Source organism: Trinickia mobilis (assembly GCF_017315705.1).
GTDB lineage: Bacteria > Pseudomonadota > Gammaproteobacteria > Burkholderiales > Burkholderiaceae > Trinickia_A > Trinickia_A mobilis.
On sequence record NZ_JAFLRF010000005.1, the window covers coordinates 25598 to 46440 of the forward strand.

The following is a 20843-nucleotide window of genomic DNA, read 5'->3' on the forward strand; positions in this document are numbered from 1 at the left end:
TCCTTTTACGGGTAAGCGCGTTCACGGGGCCGGCAGGCTGAGCCCCGGCGCGAGCCGCGTCGCCTTGAACTCCGTCACTTCATATCTGGCCGGCCCTTCGACGGCGAACGGGTCGGTCGCGAGGATCGCGTCGAAGTGACCTCGGGTTTTCCATTGAGGTCTCAAGCTGCCGGTCTTCCGTGCCGTTATGCATGCGCAAACGATTGCGCCTTGAGGCTGCATGACGATTGGGACAACCCTACGGAAGGCATACGATGAACAAGATGACTTTGAACCGCAAGCTGTGGCTCGCCGTTCTTCTCGTCTGGCTGGGTTTGCTGGGCGTTGGCCTGTGGAGCGCGATCGAAACGCGCAACACGATGCTCGAAGAGCGCAAAGCGGGGCTGGTGGCGCTTGTCGAATCGGCCCAGGGCGTCGTGAACAGTTATTACGCGCAGTCGCAGGCCGGCAAGATCAGCGAGGCCGACGCGCAGCATGAAGCGTTCGTCCGGCTTGCCGCGATGCGCTACGGCGACACCGGCTATGTGTTCGTGATGGATTCGAAGCCGGTGGTGCTGATGCACCCGGTGCAGCCGCAACTCGTCGGCAAGGCGGTCGGCGACTACAAGGACCCGAACGGCAAGCTGGTGTTCGTCTCGATCATCGACGCTGCGAAGGAAGGCGGGCATGGCTTCACGCAATACGACGGGCGCCTGCCGCACAGCGAGGTGAAAATCCGCAAGCTCACCTATGCCTCGCACTTCGCGCCCTGGGATTGGACGATCGCGACGGGCGTGTATCTGCGGGATGTCGACGCGCTCTACTACGCGACGCTGCTCGGCCGCCTCGGTGTGGTTTTCGCGATCGGTCTCGTGATTTCGCTGACGATGCTGCAGATCATCCGCAGTGTGCGTGGCGGCTTGGGCGGCGAGCCCGAGCAGGCGGCAACGCTGGCGGCGAGCATCGCGGAAGGCGACCTGACCCACGCAGTCGCGCTGCGCGGGGACGATTCGACCAGCATGATGGCCGCGATGCACCGGATGCAGGCGCGCCTGCAGCGGACCATCGGCGAGATTCGGCACTCGTCGGAATCGATTGCGTCGGCGACGCAGCAGATTGCGTCGGGCAACAGCGACTTGTCGCAGCGTACCGAACAGCAGGCGGCGTCGCTGCAGGAGACGGCAGCGAGCATGGAAGAGCTCACGGCGACCGTCAAGCAGAACGCCGATAACGCGCGCCAGGCGAGCGGTTTGGCGAACAATGCGTCGGAGATCGCGACGAGGGGCAACGACGTCGTTCATCGCGTGATCGGCACGATGGGCGAGATCAATGAGAGTTCGCAGAAGATCGTCGACATTATCGGGGTGATCGAAGGGATTGCGTTCCAGACCAACATCCTTGCGCTCAACGCGGCGGTCGAGGCGGCCCGCGCGGGCGAGGAAGGGCGCGGCTTCGCGGTGGTGGCAGGCGAAGTGCGCAATCTTGCGCAGCGCTCGGCCGCGGCGGCCAAGGAGATCAAGGCGCTGATCGGCGATTCGGTCGAGCGCGTGAACAACGGCACCGCGCTCGTCAGTCAGGCGGGCACGACGATGAGCGAGATCCTGCAGGCGGTGCGGCGCGTGACGGACATCATGGGTGAAATCGCGGCGGCGTCGGAGGAACAGGCGAGCGGGATCACCCAGGTCGGGCGCGCGGTTATCCAGATGGACGAAGTCACGCAGCAGAATACGGCGCTTGTCGAACAGGCTGCGGCTGCGGCGGCGTCCCTGCAGGATCAGGCGGCGCGGCTGCGCGATACGGTTGGCGCGTTCCGTGTGACGGAGGCGGCAGAGGCGGTGTCGGCGAAGCCTGCTGGGGTTGCCGCCCGGCCCGTGGTGAAGCCGGCAGCTTCCGCGGGGGCGCGCCCAGTGGCTCGGCGAGATTCGGTCACCGCTTCCGACAACGACTGGACGACCTTCTGATCGACTGTGCAGAGACTCCGGCCGCAGCGCAGGGCAACACGCTAACGCGCGATCAAGCATGTAGGGGGGCGGATTACGGGGCACCATGCATCGGTGCGCCGCCGCTCTGGCTTGGTGCATATCAATATGCCATTAGGGTATTTCCTATGATCCCGGCGATATGACACCATTACGTTCCCTGGCCGGGGGCGCAGCCACGAAGATTCGCCCCCCGCGTGAAATCCCCGCCACAGCAAGAAAGCGAGTAATCAATGCAGCGCAAAATCCTTCGCAAAGCCTTTTCCGCCGTCGCCGCCGCAGCGCTCCTGACAAGCGCAGTCGCGCATGCCGACGATAAAGTCATCAAGGTCGGCACGATCAGCGGCCCGGATGCGCAGATCTGGTCGGTCGTGACCAAGGTGGCGAGGCGCGAAGGGCTCAATGTGAAAGTCATCGAGTTCAACGACTACGTGCAGCCGAACGCGGCGCTCGACGCCGGCGACCTCGATGCGAACAGCTTCCAGCACCAGCCCTACCTCGACAGCCAAGTGAAGCAGCGCGGCTACAAGATCGTGAGCGCTGGCCTCACCTATATTTCGCCGCTTGGCATCTACTCGAAGAAGCTGAAGTCGGTGAAGGACCTGCAGTTGGGCGCGAAGGTCGCGGTGCCGAACGATCCGTCGAATGAAAACCGTGCGCTGCTGCTCTTGCAGGCGCAGGGCGTCATCAAGCTGAAGGCCGGCGCGGGCACGAACGGCAACAGCGCGACGCCGCTCGATGTCGCCGAGAATCCGAAGAAGATCAAGCTCGTCGAGCTCGACGCCGCGCAACTGCCGCGTGCGCTCGGCGACGTCGATGCCGCCGCGATCAACACGAATTACGCGCTCGCCGCCGGCCTGCAGCCCACCAAGGACGCGATCGCGCTCGAAGACATCCACAGCCCGTACGCGAACCTGATCGCCGTGCGCGCGCAGGATAAGGACCAGCCGTGGGTGAAGAAGCTCGTCGCGGCGTACCAGTCGGACGACGTGCGTCAGTTCATCAAGACACAGTTCAAGGGTTCGGTCGTGCCGTCGTTCTAAGCGTCGGCCGTGGCCGCTATCCGCTCAAAAGCCGTTCGATTACCTGCATCGCCGCGATCAATTGCTCTTGGCCTTCGTCGCTCAGGCGTTCAAGCACTGCGCAGACCTCCTCGACGGCGGCCGCATCGAGCGGTTCATAGGCGGCGCGCCCTTCATCGGTCAACGTGAGCAGCGATTGCCGAGCGTCGGTATCCGACTGGCGGCGCGTAATCAGCCCTTGGCGCTCGAAGCTCGTCAAAAGCCGGCTCAGATAGCCGCTGTCGAGGCCGAGGTTGCGCGCGACTTCCGTCGCGGTCGTGTCCGTGCCGAGCAACAGCTCGCGCAGCACGCGCACCTCGGTCAAGGAAAATGAGCTTTTCTGCAGGCTTTCGTGCAGCGCGCCGATGTGCTTCGTATAGAAGCGGTTGAAATGGCGGACGGCTTCCGCGCGTTTGAGCAGGGTCGGGTCTGTCAACGAGAGCACTCCCCGAAGATCTTGCAGTTATTAATGAATTAAGCAGCACTATATTAGATCGGACCCGATATACAAACGGCTATAGCGTGGGGGCCCGCGCAAGTGGTGCTAAACCGGTATCACATAGTAGGCTCAAACCGGAGCTTGGTGCAGACCAGTGGAGCCCAGTCCGCCTCCAATTCCGGCTCGATCCGGGTAAATCCCGATCCTGCAAAACCCTGCAAATCAAGGCGATAAATGCGTCAAAACGCACGCGGGTAAAGGCTTTGCGGCGTTTTGTCCGGCACCGAAACTGGCAAATTGACTGGTTCTATTCTGGTTATATAATGGGCTCCGACGTGGTAGCCGAAGCCAGCACGCCGAACCCCCGGGTTCACGCAAATTTCGTCCCCGCTCACCTAATCTGAACGATGGCACGCGCGATATTTGCGACGCATTCTCTGCACATAGCTCCCGGTGAGCGAGAGCGCCATGCCAAACGCTTGCTAGCCCGACCCCGCACTACGCCAAATCAGAGAAATTCATGCTGACCGGAAACATACTCACGACCGAAGGCTGGATCCACGGCACGCTCGAATCCGAAAACGGGCGCATCAAGTCCATCGACGGCACGCACGCCGACCCGTCGACGAACGACGCTCCGTACATCCTGCCGGGCTTCATCGACCTGCACGTGCACGGCGGCGGTGGCGCCGACGTGATGGAGTCGGGCGATGCGATCGAAACCATCACCCGCACCCATGCGCGCTACGGCACGACGAGCCTGCTCGCGACCACGATGACCGCGCCGCGCGACGAGCTGATGAGCGTCGTCGCCGAGCTGGGCAAGGTCACGCGGCAGCGCACGCCGGGCGGCGCGCGCGTCTTGGGCGTGCATCTCGAAGGGCCGTACATCAATCCCGGCAAGCTCGGCGCGCAGCCGGACGCTGCGGTGTCCGCGGTGCTCGACGAAGTGCTGAAGTACCTGTCGATCGCGCCGATTCGCGTCGTCACGCTCGCGCCGGAAATCGCCGGACACCTCGACATCATCTCGGAGATGGCCGCGCGCGGCGTGCGCGTGCAGCTCGGCCATTCGCTCGCGACCTACGACGATGCGGTGGCCGCGATGAAGCGCGGCGCCTGCGGTTTCACGCACCTCTTCAACGCGATGTCGCCGATGCATCACCGCAATCCCGGCCTCGTCGGCGCGGCGTTGGCGCACGCCGAGTTCGCCGAAATCATTCCCGATCTGCTGCACGTCCATCCGGGCGCGATTCGCGCGGCGCTGCGCGCGATTCCGCGCCTTTACGTCGTCACCGACAGCACCTCGGCCACCGGCATGCCGGACGGCGAATACCGCCTCGGCAGCCAGCACGTGACGAAGTGCCTCGGCGGCGTGCGGCTTGCCGATGGCACCCTCGCGGGCAGCACGCTGACGATGGATCAGGCGCTGCGCAATCTCGTGTCGCTCGGTCTGCCGATCGCCGACGTATCGAACCGCATGTCGCGACACGCCGCCGACTATCTCGGCATCGAGGACCGCGGCCGCGTTGCGCGCGGCGCGTGGGCCGACCTCGTCGTATTCGATCGCGAGCTGACGCTGACCGCCACCTATGTCGAAGGAGAATCGATTGTCGAATATGCTTAACGAGGCGCTGGCCTGTCCCGAGGCGGTCGCCGCGCAGCTTGCCGATACGGCGCGCGTCGAGGCGCTCGCTGCGACGCTTGCCGCCGAGCCGCGCCACGTCGCGCTGACGGTCGCGCGCGGCAGCTCGGACCATGCCGCGAGCTATTTCGCGAGCCTCGTGATGAGCCGTATCGGCGTGCCGGTCGCGTCGCTGCCGATGTCGGTCGCCACGCTTCAGCAAGCGCCGTTGCGCGTGCAAGGGCAATTGGCGCTCGCGTTTTCGCAGTCGGGCAAGAGCCCGGATCTGGTCGGCACCATGAACGCGCTTCGCCGCGCCGGCGCGCTGACCGTCGCGGCGGTCAATGCGCCCGAGTCGCCCCTTGCCGATGCGTGCGAATGGCATCTGCCGCTCCTCGCCGGCCCCGAAATTTCCGTTGCCGCAACGAAAAGCTATATCGCGATGCTGTCGCTGTCGGCGCAGCTCGTCGCGTTCTGGCAGCGCGACCCCGAATTGCTCGGCGCGCTGCGCGCGCTGCCCGATACGCTGCAGCGCGCGGGCGCGCTCGAGTGGCCGGCCGCGATCGACGAGCTGCGCGATGCCGAGCGGATGATCGTGATCGGCCGCGGGCTCGGCCTCGCCATCGCGCAGGAAGCGGCGCTCAAGCTCAAGGAGACTTCCGGCATCCAGGCCGAGGCGTTTTCGAGCGCCGAAGTGCGGCACGGTCCGATGGAACTGATCGACCGCGACTACCCGCTGCTGGTGTTCGCGCCGCGCGGCCCCGAACAGGCGGGCCTCATTCAGCTCGCGCACGACATGCGTGGGCGCGGCGCGCGCGTGCTGCTCGCCGCGCCGTCCGACGTACCCGAAGCGATCTTGCCGCTCGCGAGCGCGAACCACGCGGCGCTCGATCCGATCGCCGCGATCCTGTCTTTCTACGTGATGGCCGCCGGCCTTGCCGCCGCTCGCGGACGCAATCCCGATGCGCCGCGCCATCTGAACAAAGTCACCGAAACCCACTGAAGCGAGAAGTCGAATGGAACGTGCCGAGGAGTCCCGTTTGATGAGTCATTCCCAAGACCAGATCGTCTTGCTGGCGCCGCTGACCGGTCCGGTCGTGCCGCTCGCCGACGTGCCGGACCCGGTGTTCTCGAGCGGCATGTTCGGCGACGGCATCGGGATCGATCCGCTCGAAGGCAAGCTCGTGGCGCCTTGCGACGGTGTGGTCATGCATCTCGCGCGCACCGGCCATGCGGCGACCATCCAGACGCCCGCGGGCGCCGAGGTGCTGCTGCACATCGGCATCGATACGGTCGAGCTGAACGGCAAGGGCTTTGCGCCGATGGTCGAGCAGGGCGCGCAGGTGCGCGCGGGCGACGTGTTGATCGAGTTCGATCAGGACCTCATCGCGCAGTCCGCGCACAGCCTCGTGTCGGTGGTGGCGATTGCGAATTCGGACCGGTTCGATGTCGTCGAGCGCGCCGGGCGCGGGCTCGCGAAAGCGGGCGAAACGAAGCTGCTCGTGCTGCGGCCGAAGGCGGGCGTACCGACGGCTGCTGTCGACGCTTCGTCGATCGTGCAGGACGAAGCGCGCCGTCAGATCACGCTCTCGCAGGCAGGCGGCCTGCACGCGCGGCCGGCCGCGCGTGCGCGCGAGGCGGCGCGCGGAATCGATGCGCGCGTCGAAGTCCGCTATGAAGGCAAGCGCGCGCCGATCGAGAGCGTCGTCGGCCTGCTTGGCCTAGGTGCCGGAGAAGGCGCCACTGTCGAGATCCTCGCTGTCGGCCGGGAAGCGACGCAGGCGATCGACGCGGTCGCGTGCGAACTGCTGCGCGAAGTGCATGGCGAGCTCGAAGAAAAGCCGGCGCGCGCGGCCTCGCCCGCACCGGTTCAGGCCGCGCGCCCGGCCGGCGCGCCCCTCGATCCGAACACGCTCGCGGGCGTGTGCGCAGCGCCCGGCATCGCAGTCGGCAAGCTCGTGCGCTGGGACGACGCCGAACTGGCCCCGCCCGAGGCCGCGAGCGGCACGCCGGCGGCGGAAAGCCGTCTGCTCGACAAGGCGCTCGCCACGGTCGACGCGGAGCTGAACACGACGGTGCGCGATGCGTCGCAGCGCGGCGCAGTCGGCGAGGCGGGCATTTTCGCCGTGCACCGCGTGCTGCTCGAAGACCCGACGCTGATCGACGCCGCGCGCGATCTCATCAGCCTCGGCAAGAGCGCGGGCTTCGCGTGGCGCGAAGCGATCCGTGCGCAGATTGCGCTGTTGATGAAAGTCGAAGACATGCTGCTCGCCGAGCGCGCGGCCGATCTGCGCGACATCGAAAAGCGCGTGCTGCGCGCGCTCGGCTACTCGAGCGCGACGGCGCGCACGCTGCCCGAAGAAACGGTGCTGGCCGCGCAGGAATTCACGCCGTCCGAATTGTCCTCGCTCGACCGCACGCGCGTGACGGCGCTCTTGATGGCGGGCGGCGGCGCCACTTCGCATGCGGCGATCATCGCGCGGCAGATCGGCATTCCGGCGCTCGTCGCGGTCGGCGACGCGCTGCATGCGGTGCCGGAAGGCACGCAAGTGGTCGTCGATGCGAGCGCGGGGCGCCTCGAATATGCGCCGACCGAGCTCGACGTCGAACGCGCGCGGCTCGAGCGCCAGCGCCTCGCCGGGGTGCGCGAAGCGAACCGCCGCACGTCGCAGGAAGCCGCAGTGACGAGCGACGGCCGCGCAATCGAAGTCGCGGCCAACATCGCGACGCTCGACGATGCGAAGACGGCCGTCGACAACGGCGCCGACGCGGTCGGCTTGCTGCGCACCGAGCTGCTCTTCATCCACCGCCAGGCGGCGCCGAGCGTCGACGAGCATCGCCAGAGCTACCAGTCGATCGTCGACGCACTCGCTGGGCGCACCGCGATCATCCGCACGCTCGACGTGGGCGCCGACAAGGAAGTCGACTACCTGACGCTGCCCCCGGAACCGAACCCGGCGCTCGGCCTGCGCGGCATTCGTCTCGCCCAGGTCCGCCCCGATCTGCTCGACGACCAGTTGCGCGGCCTGCTCGCGGTGCAGCCTCACGGCGCCGTACGCATCCTGCTGCCGATGGTGACCGACGCGGGCGAATTGATCGCCGTGAGAAAGCGCATCGACGAGTTCGCGCGTGCCGCCGGCCGCGCCGATTCGATCGAAGTGGGCGTGATGATCGAAGTGCCGTCGGCGGCGCTCTTGGCCGATCAGTTGTCGCAGCACGCGGACTTCCTGTCGATCGGCACCAACGACCTCACGCAATACACGCTCGCCATGGATCGCTGCCAGCCCGATCTGGCGGCGCAGGCGGACGGCCTGCACCCCGCGGTGCTGCGCCTGATCGACGCGACCGCGAAGGGCGCCGCGAAGCACGGCAAGTGGGTCGGCGTCTGCGGCGCGCTCGCGGGCGACCCGCTCGCGGTGCCGCTTCTGGTCGGCCTCGGCGTGACGGAGTTGTCGGTGGACCCGGTCTCCGTGCCGGGCATCAAGGCGCGCGTGCGCCGTCTCGATTATCAACTGTGCCGCCAGCGCGCCCAGGATGCCCTGGCGCTCGACTCGGCACAGGCGGTAAGAGCAGTGAGCCGCGAAATCTGGCCGCTCGACTGAGCGCTCCCGAAACCTGGCGCATCGCGCCGTGCTCCCCAAGGCCATAACCAGCCTTGGGGCAGGGCCGGTGTTTGCCCAAGAGCGCTTCGGTGCGGCCGGAAATCGCAAGATCCAAGTAGAGCAATCGACTCAACGACCCAACGACGAGACACCTTAGGATTGGAGGAATCAATGGACGCGAATCCATTTTTGAAAGTGCAGCGCCTAGGGCGCGCGCTGATGCTGCCGATTGCGGTGCTGCCGGTCGCAGGCATTCTGCTGCGGCTCGGCCAGGCCGACGTTTTGAACATCAAGATGATCGCGGATGCGGGCGGCGCGATCTTCGACAATCTGCCGTTGCTGTTCGCAATCGGCGTGGCGGTGGGTTTCGCGAAGGACAACAACGGCGTGGCGGCGTTGGCAGGGGCGATCGGCTACCTCGTCGAAATCGCGGTGATGAAGGACATCAACGACAAGCTCAATATGGGCGTGCTGTCGGGGATCATCGCCGGCATCGTCGCGGGGATGCTGTACAACAAGTACAAGGACATCAAGCTGCCCGACTACCTCGCGTTCTTCGGAGGGAAACGCTTCGTGCCGATTGTCACGGGGCTCGTCTGCGTGGTGCTCGGGATCGTGTTCGGCTATGTCTGGCAGCCCGTGCAGGCGGCCATCGACGCGGCCGGCCACTGGCTCACCACGGCGGGCGCGATCGGCGTGTTCGTGTTCGGCGTGCTGAACCGGCTGCTGCTCGTCACCGGCCTGCACCACATCATCAATTCGCTCGCATGGTTCGTGTTCGGCACGTTCACGCCGCCGGGCGGCGGCGCGGCCGTGACCGGCGACCTGCACCGCTTCTTCGCGGGCGACCCGACCGCGGGCGGCTTCATGACGGGCTTCTTCCCGATCATGATGTTCGGCCTGCCGGCCGCGTGCCTGGCGATGCTGCATGAAGCGCCGAAGGAGCGCCGCGCGATGGTCGGCGGCCTCTTGTTCTCGATGGCGCTGACGTCGTTCCTGACCGGCGTGACCGAGCCGATCGAGTTCAGCTTCATGTTCCTCGCGCCGGTGCTGTACGCGATCCACGCGGTGCTGACAGGGCTGTCGCTCGCGATCTGCTCCGCGCTCGGCATTCACCTCGGCTTCACGTTCTCGGCCGGTGCGATCGACTACGTGCTGAACTACGGGCTGTCGACGAAGGGCTGGCTCGCGATTCCGATCGGGCTCGCCTATGCGGTCGTGTACTACGGCCTGTTCCGCTTCTTCATCCGCAAGTTCAACATGGCGACGCCGGGCCGCGAGCCGGCGACCGCGGACGCGCAAGTCGAATCGTATGCCACGGGCGGCTACGTGGCCCCGACGGCCGGTGCGGCCGTGCCGCGCGCCCAGCGCTATATCGCGGCGCTCGGCGGCGCAGCGAATCTGACGCTCGTCGATGCCTGCACGACGCGCCTGCGCCTGACGGTGGCAGACTCGAACAAGGTCTCGGAAGCCGAATTGAAGACGGTCGGCGCGCGCGGCGTGCTCAAGCGCGGTGCGGGTGCGGTGCAGGTGATCATCGGGCCGGAGGCGGACATCATCGCCGACGAAATTCGTGCGGCCATCGGCGGCGACGCCGGCACGGCGGCTGCGGCGGGCGGCGCCAAGGCGGCGGTTGCGGCAACTTCGGCGCCAGGGTCCGTTTCGGAAACGGGGCCGCTCGATCCGGAACCGGCGCGCTGGCTCGCGGTGTTCGGCGGCGCGACGAACGTCGTCTCGCTCGATGCGGTGGCGGCGACGCGCTTGCGCGTCGTGGTGCGCGATCCGTCGGCGGTCGACCGCTCGCGCCTCGCGTCGCTCGACGTGGCTTGGGTGTCGGCCGATACGTTCCATATCGTCTGCGGCCAAGCGGCAAAGCGCTACGAAGAGCAACTGACGGCGCGCCTGCCGTCGCCGGGTGGCGCGGCGCCTCAGCCGGCGTAATGTGATCCGCTAACTGCCCTCGGGCGGCAGCGAAAAGGGCGTTCTGCGTGGCGATTGGATTGCCGGGCAGAACGCCCTTGTCGTTTTTGCTCGATATCGGCGGATATTCAGCGGGGGTGGATTAACTTGATTCCCGCGCGAATTAATCGATCGAATGGCGATTGAATTGCGAGAATTTCATCGGTTGAACCAGTGACGCTTGTTGCTTCAGATTGATCATTTGCGGTTTTTTACGCGATGACGAAAATGTTGACGCCGAACGCCAGCGCCACGCCGATGCCGAGAATCCAACTGAAGTACCACATGATCCACGCCTCTCTGATCTGATGTCCGGCGCGCTGCCGCCTCAATACATCGAATGCTTGTTCTGCTCTAGCGCTTGATGTGTGACCTTGCCGCGCATCACGCGATACACCCAGCCGGTGTAGAGCAGCACGATCGGCAGGAACACGACGACCGCGCCGAGCATGATCTCTAGCGTCAGACGGCTCGACGTCGAATCCCACACCGTGAGGCTGCTCTTCGGATCGAGCGACGACGGCATGATGAAGGGGAACATCGAGAAGCCCGCGGTCAGGATCACGCCGGCGATCATGAGCGCGGTTGAGATGAACGCGGTCTTCTCCAGACGCGAGCCGGCGAGGACGAGCGCGAACAGGCCGCCCACGATGCCGGCGACCGGTGCCGCGATCATCCACGGGTAGTGCCAGTAGTTCGCGAGCCACATGCCGGCACTGGCTTCGGCGGTCTTGAGCAGCGGGTTCGCGACGGCGTCGAGCGGCGCCGGATTCGTGATCTGATAGCCGCCGATGACCGTTGCCACGAGCACGCCGGCGATCACGAAGAACACGACCGCGGCGAGCGAAGCGATGCGCAGTGCGATCGACGCACGACGCGCGATCACGCCATCGCTTTTCATCTTCACGAACGCCGCGCCGTGCGCGGCCAGCATCGCGACGCTGACGAGCCCGCACAGCACCGCGAATGGATTGAGCAGCGCGAAGAAGCCGCCGTGATACGTGACGCGCAAATCGCTGTCGAACGAGAACGGCACGCCTTCGAGCAGATTGCCGAACGCGATGCCGAACACGAGCGCGGGGACGAAGCCGCCGATGAAGAGGGCCCAGTCCCACGCGCTGCGCCAGCGCGGATCGGCGCGCTTGCTGCGATAGTCGAAGCCGACCGGCCGGAGGAACAGCGAAAACAGCACGAGCAGCATCGCGAAGTAAAAGCCCGAGAACGACGCCGCGTAGACGAGCGGCCACGCGGCGAACATCGCGCCGCCGGCGGTGATGAGCCAGACCTGATTGCCTTCCCAGGTGGCGCCGACCGTATTCATGACGATGCGGCGCTCCTCGTCCGTCTTGCCGATGAAGGGCAGCAGCATCGCGGCGCCCATGTCGAAACCGTCGGTGAGCGCGAAGCCGATCAGCAGCACGCCGATCAGCACCCACCAGATCAGCTTGAGGGTTGCGTAATCCATGATGATTCTTTCCCTTGGTTAGCGTCGCGGGTTCGCGTGTCTCTGCGTGTTTCGTCAGGCAGCGGTGTGGCCCGAGAGGCCGACGCGATCCTGCTCCCCGAGTTCGTGGTGGTAGCGCCCTGTCTGCAGCGACGACGGGCCGAGGCGCGCGTACTTGAACATCAGTGTGATCTCCACGATGAAGAGCGCCGTATAGAACACCACGAAGCCGGCGAGGCTCAGATACAAGTCCCCGGCGGAAAGGCTCGACGCGGACAGGCGGGTCGGCAGAATCCCGGCAATCGTCCACGGCTGACGGCCGAGCTCAGCCACGACCCAGCCGAATTCGGCGGCAATCCACGGCAGCGGAATCGCCCACACGGCCCAGCGCAGGAACCAGCGCTTGTTTTCCTGCAGGAGCGTGCGCCGCGCGCAGAACCAGAACGCCGCGACGAATGTCGCGAGGAACAGGATCCCCAAGGCGACCATGATGCGGAACGAGAAGAACACCGGCGCGACAGGCGGGATCGTCTTCTTCGCCGCCGCTTGGATCTGCTCCGGCGTCGCGTCGGTCACGTTCGCTGTGAATGGCCTGAGCATCAGGCCGAAGCCAAGGTCCTCCTTGTACTTCTCGAAAGTCGCGTGCGTGGCGTCGGTCGTGTCGCCTTCCTTGATCTTCTGCAGCGCGCCGTACGCGAGCATGCCGTTCTTGATGCGGCCTTCGTTTTCGGCGATCAGGTCCTTCAGGCCGATCACCTGCTCGTCGATCGAACGCGTCGCGATAATTCCGAGCGCGTACGGAATACGGATCGCGTGGTCGGTGCGTTGCGCTTCCTGGTTCGGGAAGCCGATCACCGTGAACGGCGCCGGTGCGGGCGCCGTCTCCCATTCGGATTCGATCGCGGCGAGCTTGACCTTCTGCACTTCACCGGTGTTGTAGCCGGATTCGTCGCCGAGCACGATCACGCACAACGTCGACGCCAGGCCGAAGCCCGCAGCGATCGCGAACGAGCGCAGCGCGAACTGGGTGTCGCGCTTCTTGAGCAAATACCACGACGAGATGCCGAGCACGAACATCGACGCCGTCACATAGCCCGCCGACACCGTGTGCACGAACTTCACCTGCGCGACCGGATTGAACACGACCTGGAAGAGGCTCGTGAGCTCCATCCGCATCGTTTCGTAGTTGAACTCGGCGCCGACCGGATTGTTCATCCAGCCGTTGGCGACGAGAATCCACAGCGCCGACAGATTAGAGCCGAGCGCCACGAGAAACGTGACGATCAAGTGCTGGACCCGCGGCAGCCGGTTCCACCCGAAGAAGAACAGGCCGACGAAGGTCGATTCGAGGAAGAAGGCCATCAGGCCTTCGACGGCGAGCGGCACACCGAAGATATCGCCGACGTAGTGCGAGTAGTACGACCAATTCGTGCCGAACTGGAATTCGAGCGTGAGGCCGGTGACCACGCCCATCGCGAAGTTGATCCCGAAGAGCTTGCCCCAGAACTGGGTCATGTCCTTGTAGACCTGCTTGCCGGTCATCACGTAGACCGCTTCCATGATGACGAGCAGCCACGAAAGGCCGAGTGTCAGCGGCACGAACAGAAAGTGATACAGCGCCGTGACGGCGAACTGCAGCCGCGACAGGTCGACGACTTCAGTGCTGAGCATGTTGTGCGCCTCGGGACGGGGGGGACGCCGGCACGGCGAAGAGCGCCTGTGCGACTGCGGCGGGGGACATCGACATGTGCTCCGCCTGCGGGTGATTGAAGAAGGCGTATTTGAGCGCCATCAGGAGCGCGATCTTGATCGCGAGCACGACGGTGATGTCGCGTGCGAGCGTCGGACCCTGTGCCCAGGCGACGATGCGCGTCCTAATGCCGCGCTTTGGATTGGGCGGACGGGCTTTACGCGGCGTGTTTTTATTGACGAGTGTGGTGGTCATGATTGTTTAGGGGCGATGTTGCATTGCCTTTTCAATCGGAATCGCCAAATGCCGCTCGCAATCTTTTAAACCGGATGAAATAGGGTGACTGACAGATTCGGCTAAACCGTCAGGAGATATTACGTTAAGCGGAGGATACCCCTTAAGGGGCTAGATGCGACAAACGGTCGCGAAACTTTCGAGGCCAGTGCTGTTTTTTGAGATTTTGTCGCAGCGCAATGACCCTTTGGGTGCAGGGCAAAAAATAGGCGAGAAAAAGCCCGCCGTCTTTCGACGGCGGGCTGTCTATCTCCGGCCCGAAAACGCGCCAGATCCGGCGCCCGGCGGACTATGAATACGCGGTCAGCGCCGCGCGCATTTTCTTCATTGCGCTCGCTTCGATCTGACGAATGCGTTCGGCCGAAACGCCGAATTCGTCTGCCAGCTCGTGCAGCGTCGAGCCGCCCGAGCCGTCGTCCTCCACGTTAAGCCAGCGCGCTTCGATGATGCGGCGGCTGCGGGCGTCGAGCGATTCGAGCGCTTGTGCGATGCCGTCCGTCTGCAGCTTGTCGCGCTGGCGCGCAGCGAGCACGCTGGTCGGCTCGTTGTGCGAGTCGGCCAGATAGGCGATCGGCGCGAAAGACTCTTCGCCGTCGTCGACTTGCCCTTCGAGCGCGATGTCGCCGCCCGAAAGCCGCGTCTCCATTTCCGTGACTTCCTCGCGCTTCACGTTCAGCTCTTTAGCGAGGCCCTCGATTTCTTCCGGCGTGAGCGAGTGCAAGCCTTGCTTGTGGCTGCGCAGGTTGAAGAACAGCTTGCGCTGCGCCTTGGTCGTGGCGACCTTCACCATGCGCCAGTTGCGCAGGATGTATTCGTGAATCTCGGCCTTGATCCAGTGCATCGCGTACGAGACGAGGCGCACATTCTGTTCGGGATCGAAGCGCTTTACTGCCTTCATGAGCCCGATGTTGCCTTCCTGAATCAAGTCGGCGTGCGGCAGGCCGTAGCCGAGATAGTTGCGAGCGATCGACACGACGAGCCGCAGGTGCGACAGCACAAGCCGGCGCGCCGACTCGAGGTTGTTGTGCTCGCGAAATTCGGTGGCGAACCGACGCTCTTCCGCGGCGCTGAGCATCGGAATCCGGTTGACGGCCTGGATATAGGCGTCGATGTTGCCTAGCTGGCCAGGCAGCATCGAGGATTGCGCGAGCGTCAGCGCACCTGCCGAAGCGGCCTTAGCGGACGCCGGGCTCAGAATATTCGGAAGGGTCATTGCGTTGCTCACGGGCGAAACTCCTTTGGAATCAGACAAAGGCTTACTCAGAAAAGACTCCACGGTGGATGTTAGCACTCCGGGTCACTGAGTGCTAATCCTTAGAGCGAGTAGGGGCGCCCGAGTTCCTATCAAAAATGAAGATTTGATAGCTGATGGTACACCCTATTGTGTCCCAAGGTGCCTCGTGCAAATTGGGTGAGGATCGGCGAGCGCTGTGGTAAAGACTACTATTATTGTCATTTTTGAAAGAATTTTATTCTCAAAATGACGCGTATCAGGAACTTCCGTTAACATAAGATCGATTTCCGTCGGAGACCGTTGTCGCAACAACCCTCGGCACGCATGCTCAACCGATTAGTTGGAGTGTTCAATGAAAAATAGAAAGCCCTGGCGAAGCGAGTTGGCGCTCAAAGGAGCCATGCTTCTGACCCTTTGCGGCGTGTGTTCAGCCGCATCCGCCGACCAGTTCGGCGTGCAAATCGGGGGCGGGATCGCAGACCACGATGTGAAGAAGGCCGATCTCGGATTCGTGTGGGACCCGAACCTGACCTGGTGGTACATCGGCGGCTTCCATTTCACGGTGGTCGGCGAAGCGCACGTTGCCTATTGGCACGCGGCCGGCGCCAACATCAACAGCAACATCTATGAAGTAGGCGCGACGCCCGTGTTCCGCTTCATTAAGGATTCCGGCGCGATCCGGCCGTTTTTCGAGGCGGGCGTTGGCGTACGGTTCCTGTCGCACCCCACCATCTCGAGCAACTACACGCTGTCCACGGCGTTTCAGTTCGCCGACATGGTCGGCGTCGGCGCCCAGTTCGGCAGCCGCCAGCAGTATTTGGCGGGGTTCCGCTTTCAGCACATCTCGAACGCCGATATCAAACGGCCGAATCCTGGTATAAATTTCAGCCAGCTATATCTGCAATACAACTTCTGACGAGCGTGACCGCGATGCGGCGCCTCGAGGGATGGGAGCTGAGCGATGGCGGCAAAAGTGATCGAGGCGATTCGCGGACTGGAGCGCGACCGGTTCCGCGCGATGGTCGATGGCAATGGCCAGTTGCTTGAAGCGTTGCTCTCGGAGAGCGCGAGCTTCGTTCATACGAACGGCAAACGTGAGACCAAGCAGCAGTTCATCGATGCCATCACTGCCGGCCGTCGCCGCTATCGGCAGATCGAAGTCCAATCGCAGGATGTCGTGGTGGTCGGCCGCGAAACGTGCGTGGTGACCGGGCGCGCGCTGATCGAGATGGAGGCGAACAGCGGGGCGCTGCTGTTTCCGATCGCCTATACGTCGATTCAGACGCAGCAGGATGGGCAGTGGCGGCTCGTTGCGTGGCAGGCCACGCGGTGCGCAGTCGAGTAACCCGTAGTGTGAGTTCGCTCGAAAAGCGGTCGGGCCCCATGCAACGCTGGATCGCTGCCTGGGGCGTTTTGCGCATCCCTGATCCGTTTTCACCCCGGCGGCATGTTGCGCCGCCGGGGTGTATTGCACCGCTTGCCGCCTGTATGGCTCGATGAGCGCGTGATTACGCCGCGGCGCGTTCGCCGCCGGAGCGCCAGTCGGCGCGATTCACTGCGCTGACGACAGCGTCGACGATGGCGGTGACGCCGTCATCATGCACGCCGACGCCGTAGCGCACCGCCTGCTGTCCGACGCGGCATGCGACGAACACCGCCGTCCGCCCATTCACCGCTGCCGCGCTCTCGTACGACGACACCTCCATGTCCAGACCCGCCGCCGAAGCAATCGCGCTCGCGATTGCCTGAGCGCGCGCCTCGCCCTCGAGGCTTGTTCCGTCCTGCGCTGCGCCCGCGATCTCGCGATGCTGCCAATGCACCGCCGTGGCGCCGACGCGTGCGGCCGGGCCGCGCGTTTCGAAATACTCGCGCGCGAACAGCGCGCAGACCGCGTCGCCCGACACTTCCTCGCCCGACCGATCGGCAATGCCCTGCACGGCATGGCTGAACTCGATCTGCACGCGGCGCGGCGGCGTGAAGCCCATGCCGCGCTCGAGCAGATATGTCGTGCCGCCCTTGCCCGATTGGCTGTTCACGCGGATGACGGCGTCGTAGCTGCGGCCGAGATCGGCCGGATCGATCGGGAGATAGGGCACTTCCCAGACCGCGTCGCTTTTCTGCAGCGCGAAGCCTTTGCGGATCGCATCCTGATGTGAGCCCGAGAACGCGGTGAAGACGAGATCGCCCGCGTACGGATGACGCGGGTGCACGGGAATCTGATTGCAGCGCTCGACGACGCGGCGCACGGCGTCGATATCCGAGAAGTCGAGACCAGGGTCGATGCCTTGCGTGTAGAGATTCATCGCGAGCGTGACGAGATCGACGTTGCCGGTGCGCTCGCCGTTGCCGAACAGGCACCCTTCGATGCGGTCCGCGCCTGCGAGCAGCGCAAGTTCGGCGGCGGCCACGGCCGTGCCGCGATCGTTGTGCGGATGCACGGACAGCACGATGCTGTCGCGATAGCCGAGGTTGCGGTCCATCCATTCGATCTGGTCGGCGAACACGTTCGGCATCGCGGCTTCGACCGTCGCGGGGAGGTTGACGATCATCTTGTGATCGCGCGTCGGGCGCCAAACTTGCGCGACCGCGTCGCAGACTTCGCGCGCGAACGGCAGCTCGGTCATGCTGAACGTCTCGGGCGAGTACTGGTAGATCCAATGGGTGCCGGGGCGGTTGGCCGCCTGCTCCTTGATGAGCCGCGTGCCCTCGACGGCCAGCGCCTTCACCTCATCCTTCGACGCGTTGAACACGATACGGCGGAATGACGGGCAGATCGCGTTGTAGAGGTGGACGATCGCGCACGGCGCGCCTTCGAGCGCCTCGAACGTGCGCGCGATCAGGTCTTCGCGCGACTGCACGAGCACTTCGATCGTGACGTCGTCGGGGATGCGCTTTTCCTCGATCAGCTTGCGCACGAAATCGAAGTCGGTCTGCGAAGCGGAGGGGAAACCGACTTCGATTTCCTTGAAGCCGATCGCGACGAGCATCTCGAAGAATTCGAGCTTCTGCGGGATGGTCATGGGTTCGATCAGCGATTGATTGCCGTCGCGCAAATCGGTGCTCATCCAGATCGGCGCGCGCTCGATCGTTCTGCTCGGCCATTTTCGGCAGGTCAAACGCACGGACGGGAACGGACGGTACTTTTCGGCAGGGTTGCGGAGCATTGTGAGCCTCGTTCGTCGGGTCGTCTGCGGGAGGTGGCGGGTCGAGCGGCTGGCCGACTCTGCCGGGGCTGGGCAATGACGTTGCGCAGCGGTGGCTCTCGCGATCCGTCCGAACGGTATTCGGCCGAATGCTGACGACTACAGGTTGTAAAAGGGACTGCGTTTGGGGTGAAACAGGAAACAGCTAAGAACTGCTGGGAGGACCGCGCAAGACGCGCGGCGCTACGCCTGGCTAATTACGCTAGACGTAGCGATAGCGACCGCGCTAGGCGGCCGGAAGTAATTCGGAGGGAGTTCTGGAGGAAACACATAGTGCGGACACTTTATGTCAGCGTGCTGCGGTGTGTCAACCCTGTGATTCGTCGCAATAAAATTTTTTGAACGGGCCAACAGGCAATCAACCCGCTCGTTCCGAGACGCCGGCGATCACGTCGATCTGCCTGGCGACGGCCGTCGGAACGGGCGTTTCGCCGCGCAGCACCGACTCGATCCACGCCGCCGTCGTGTCGGCATCGCGTGCTTCGGGCAGGTCGACTTCAGGTGCGTCGGGCGACGAGCGCTCCGGCGCGACAAGCATCTCGCAAACGCCGTCGTGCAGCCAGTCGATCTGCACCTGGCGGCGGGTATCGGCCACCGCCTCGCCTTCGGTGCCGCGCGCGAGCAGCGCGCCGCCGGTTGCCGCGTCCGGATGCTCGCTGAACAGCTTGGTCAGGTTTTCGCGATAGGGCGGATGCGTGTAGTTCACGAGCCGCAGCCCTGCCGGGGCGAACGGTTGCAGGATTTTGACGAGCGTATGCGTCGAATTGCGCACGCCCATGATCTGGCGCAACAAAAGCAAACGGGCAAGCTTCGGCGCGAGCGTCGCGATCGGCGCGAACGCGACGCGGCGGCGGGCGATCGCGTCTTCGATCTCGTCGTGCGTACGCGCGGACTCGATGCCGAGCTTCGCGAAGATTTCGGCGCTCGTGACGCGCCCGGGGTCCTCGGTGATGCCGTGCACCAGCACCGGCACGCCTTCGCGCGCGAGCAAGAGCGCGAGCAGCGGCACGAGGTTCGGCTGCTTGCGCGCGCCGTTGTAACTCGGGATCGAGACCGCACGATGCACGCGGTCGTGCACGTGCACCGGCTTGAACGACGCGTGCGCGGCGGCCAGCATCGCGGCCAGCTCGCCGGCGGTTTCGCCCTTTACGCGATAGGCGAGCAGGATCGCGCCGAGTTCGAGATCCGACACGCGGCCATCGAGCATCGCGCTGTAGAGCGCGTAAGTGTCGTCGGCGGACAGCGCTCGCGCTCCGTTCGGTCCGCGGCCGATCTCCTTGATGAAGCGGGCGCATGGAAAGCGGGCGGCGGCGAGAGCGGTGTCGGCGGTATCGGTCATCGGGAAAGAATCGGCAGGGCAACCGGCGGAGTTCGCAAGTCCGGCCGCCGCAATTCGGAGATAGGCAGGAAGTCCATTGAGTACCGCATTTGAGCGGATCTTGCAAGCAGCGGGCCAAAGGCATCGGCCACGGTGCGGAGCTGCGCGAGATGGCGCTTGCTTGTGGATTGGCGCGGCGGCAGCGCGGTCATCGGCGCACAACGCACGCGCACGTTAGTTATAAACTTCCTGTTTCGCCGCCTTTCGTGTGGCGCTCACTGAAGAACGACGGAGAACGGAATGAGCTACGTGTTTGCACCCGCGCCGGTTGTCGCGGTGCCGATCGCTGGGTCCAGCGAGCAATTCGCGGTGCGCCGCATCTACTGTGTTGGCCGCAACTACGAGGCGCACGCGCGCGAGATGGGGCACGACCCCGACCGCGAACCGCCCTTCTTCTTCAGCAAGCCGGCCGATGCCGTGCTGTACGTCGCGCCCGGCGCAACCGGCGAGTTTCCGTATCCGCAGCAATCGAAAAGCGTCCACTACGAGATGGAGCTCGTGGCGGCGATCGGCAAGGCGGGCAAGGATATTCCGGCCGAGCGCGCGCTCGAGCACGTCTACGGCTACGCCCTCGGCATCGACATGACGCGTCGCGATCTGCAAGCCGAAGCGAAGAAGCTCGGACGTCCGTGGGATACCGCGAAAGGCTTCGATCATTCGGCGCCGCTCGGTCCGATTCATCCGGTGTCGAAAGTCGGGCACATCGACCACGGGGCGATCTGGCTCACCGTCAATGGCGAAGAGAAGCAGCGCTCCGACGTTTCGCAGCTCATCTGGTCGACGGCGGAGACGGTCGCGTATCTGTCGACCCTGTTCGAACTGAAACCCGGCGATCTGGTTTTCACGGGCACGCCGGAAGGCGTCGGCGCGGTCGTCAAGGGCGACTTGATGAAGGGCGGGGTCGACGCGCTCGGCGACTTCAGCGTGCGTGTCGTCTGAGCGCGCATCCAGGGAGGGTCG

Annotated in this window: 16 protein-coding genes and 2 pseudogenes; 9 read left to right on the forward strand and 9 right to left on the reverse strand. The window is 64.7% G+C overall.

Annotated elements, in window-relative coordinates; translation table 11 throughout:
* Window positions 1–21: 21 nt before the first annotated feature.
* A pseudogene (locus J3489_RS08585) lies at window positions 22–144 on the reverse strand (YciI family protein); the annotation flags it as partial.
* A gap of 119 nt (window positions 145–263) precedes the next feature.
* Here J3489_RS08585 and J3489_RS08590 point away from each other — a divergent pair.
* Window positions 264–1940: a methyl-accepting chemotaxis protein gene (locus J3489_RS08590; RefSeq protein ID WP_206997573.1), complete on the forward strand. Its 1677-nt coding sequence runs from the start codon at window positions 264–266 to the stop codon at window positions 1938–1940.
* Between the two features lie 251 nt (window positions 1941–2191).
* Complete coding sequence (locus tag J3489_RS08595) at window positions 2192–3001, forward strand: MetQ/NlpA family ABC transporter substrate-binding protein (protein WP_206997302.1); 810 nt, start codon at window positions 2192–2194, stop codon at window positions 2999–3001.
* 25 nt (window positions 3002–3026) lie between these two features.
* Here J3489_RS08595 and J3489_RS08600 read toward each other — a convergent pair.
* Window positions 3027–3455, reverse strand: a pseudogene (locus J3489_RS08600) (MarR family winged helix-turn-helix transcriptional regulator); the annotation flags it as partial.
* A 523-nt stretch (window positions 3456–3978) separates the two neighbouring features.
* Here J3489_RS08600 and nagA point away from each other — a divergent pair.
* From nagA to nagE, 4 genes are all read left to right on the forward strand, one after another.
* Window positions 3979–5082 carry an N-acetylglucosamine-6-phosphate deacetylase gene (gene nagA, locus J3489_RS08605; protein ID WP_206997304.1) on the forward strand — a complete coding sequence of 368 codons (1104 nt, stop codon included), beginning with the start codon at window positions 3979–3981 and terminating at the stop codon, window positions 5080–5082.
* Window positions 5075–6082: an SIS domain-containing protein gene (locus J3489_RS08610; RefSeq protein ID WP_206997574.1), complete on the forward strand. Its 1008-nt coding sequence runs from the start codon at window positions 5075–5077 to the stop codon at window positions 6080–6082. The genes nagA and J3489_RS08610 overlap by 8 nt, the downstream gene beginning before the upstream one ends.
* Window positions 6083–6095: 13 nt before the next feature.
* Window positions 6096–8681, forward strand: coding sequence for a phosphoenolpyruvate--protein phosphotransferase (gene ptsP, locus J3489_RS08615; protein WP_206997305.1), 2586 nt, complete (start codon window positions 6096–6098; stop codon window positions 8679–8681).
* A 171-nt stretch (window positions 8682–8852) separates the two neighbouring features.
* The gene (nagE, locus tag J3489_RS08620; RefSeq protein ID WP_206997306.1) at window positions 8853–10622 is read left to right on the forward strand and encodes an N-acetylglucosamine-specific PTS transporter subunit IIBC; all 1770 of its coding nucleotides are present in this window, start codon (window positions 8853–8855) and stop codon (window positions 10620–10622) included.
* A gap of 230 nt (window positions 10623–10852) precedes the next feature.
* On the opposite strand, the gene cydX is transcribed toward nagE, so the two are convergent.
* From cydX to rpoH, 5 genes are all read right to left on the reverse strand, one after another.
* Window positions 10853–10972 (reverse strand): cytochrome bd-I oxidase subunit CydX, encoded by a 120-nt coding sequence (gene cydX / locus J3489_RS08625; RefSeq protein WP_206997307.1) that lies wholly within the window; start codon window positions 10970–10972, stop codon window positions 10853–10855.
* Window positions 10969–12105: a cytochrome d ubiquinol oxidase subunit II gene (gene cydB / locus J3489_RS08630; protein ID WP_206997308.1), complete on the reverse strand. Its 1137-nt coding sequence runs from the start codon at window positions 12103–12105 to the stop codon at window positions 10969–10971. Before cydB ends, cydX begins: the two co-directional genes overlap by 4 nt.
* A gap of 54 nt (window positions 12106–12159) precedes the next feature.
* Window positions 12160–13755 carry a cytochrome ubiquinol oxidase subunit I gene (locus J3489_RS08635; protein WP_206997309.1) on the reverse strand — a complete coding sequence of 532 codons (1596 nt, stop codon included), beginning with the start codon at window positions 13753–13755 and terminating at the stop codon, window positions 12160–12162.
* Window positions 13742–14029, reverse strand: coding sequence for a cytochrome oxidase putative small subunit CydP (gene cydP / locus J3489_RS08640; protein ID WP_206997310.1), 288 nt, complete (start codon window positions 14027–14029; stop codon window positions 13742–13744). Before cydP ends, J3489_RS08635 begins: the two co-directional genes overlap by 14 nt.
* 328 nt (window positions 14030–14357) lie before the next feature.
* The gene (gene rpoH / locus J3489_RS08645; RefSeq protein WP_206997311.1) at window positions 14358–15293 is read right to left on the reverse strand and encodes an RNA polymerase sigma factor RpoH; all 936 of its coding nucleotides are present in this window, start codon (window positions 15291–15293) and stop codon (window positions 14358–14360) included.
* A 361-nt stretch (window positions 15294–15654) separates the two neighbouring features.
* Between rpoH and J3489_RS08650 the strand changes: the two genes are divergently transcribed.
* Window positions 15655–16218: an acyloxyacyl hydrolase gene (locus J3489_RS08650; RefSeq protein WP_206997312.1), complete on the forward strand. Its 564-nt coding sequence runs from the start codon at window positions 15655–15657 to the stop codon at window positions 16216–16218.
* 45 nt (window positions 16219–16263) lie between these two features.
* Window positions 16264–16647 (forward strand): nuclear transport factor 2 family protein, encoded by a 384-nt coding sequence (locus tag J3489_RS08655; protein WP_206997313.1) that lies wholly within the window; start codon window positions 16264–16266, stop codon window positions 16645–16647.
* A gap of 163 nt (window positions 16648–16810) precedes the next feature.
* Here the strand turns inward: J3489_RS08655 and leuA are convergent, their stop codons facing one another.
* Together leuA and ybiB are read right to left on the reverse strand one after the other, a co-directional pair.
* Complete coding sequence (gene leuA, locus J3489_RS08660; RefSeq protein ID WP_206997314.1) at window positions 16811–18466, reverse strand: 2-isopropylmalate synthase; 1656 nt, start codon at window positions 18464–18466, stop codon at window positions 16811–16813.
* A 397-nt stretch (window positions 18467–18863) separates the two neighbouring features.
* Entirely contained in the window at window positions 18864–19844 is a 981-nt protein-coding gene (gene ybiB, locus J3489_RS08665) for a DNA-binding protein YbiB (protein WP_206997315.1), read from the reverse strand.
* Between the two features lie 279 nt (window positions 19845–20123).
* On the opposite strand from ybiB, the gene J3489_RS08670 reads away from it, so the two are divergent.
* A complete protein-coding gene (locus tag J3489_RS08670; protein ID WP_206997316.1) occupies window positions 20124–20822 on the forward strand; it encodes a fumarylacetoacetate hydrolase family protein in 699 nt (232 codons plus the stop codon).
* The last annotated feature ends 21 nt before the right edge of the window (window positions 20823–20843 follow it).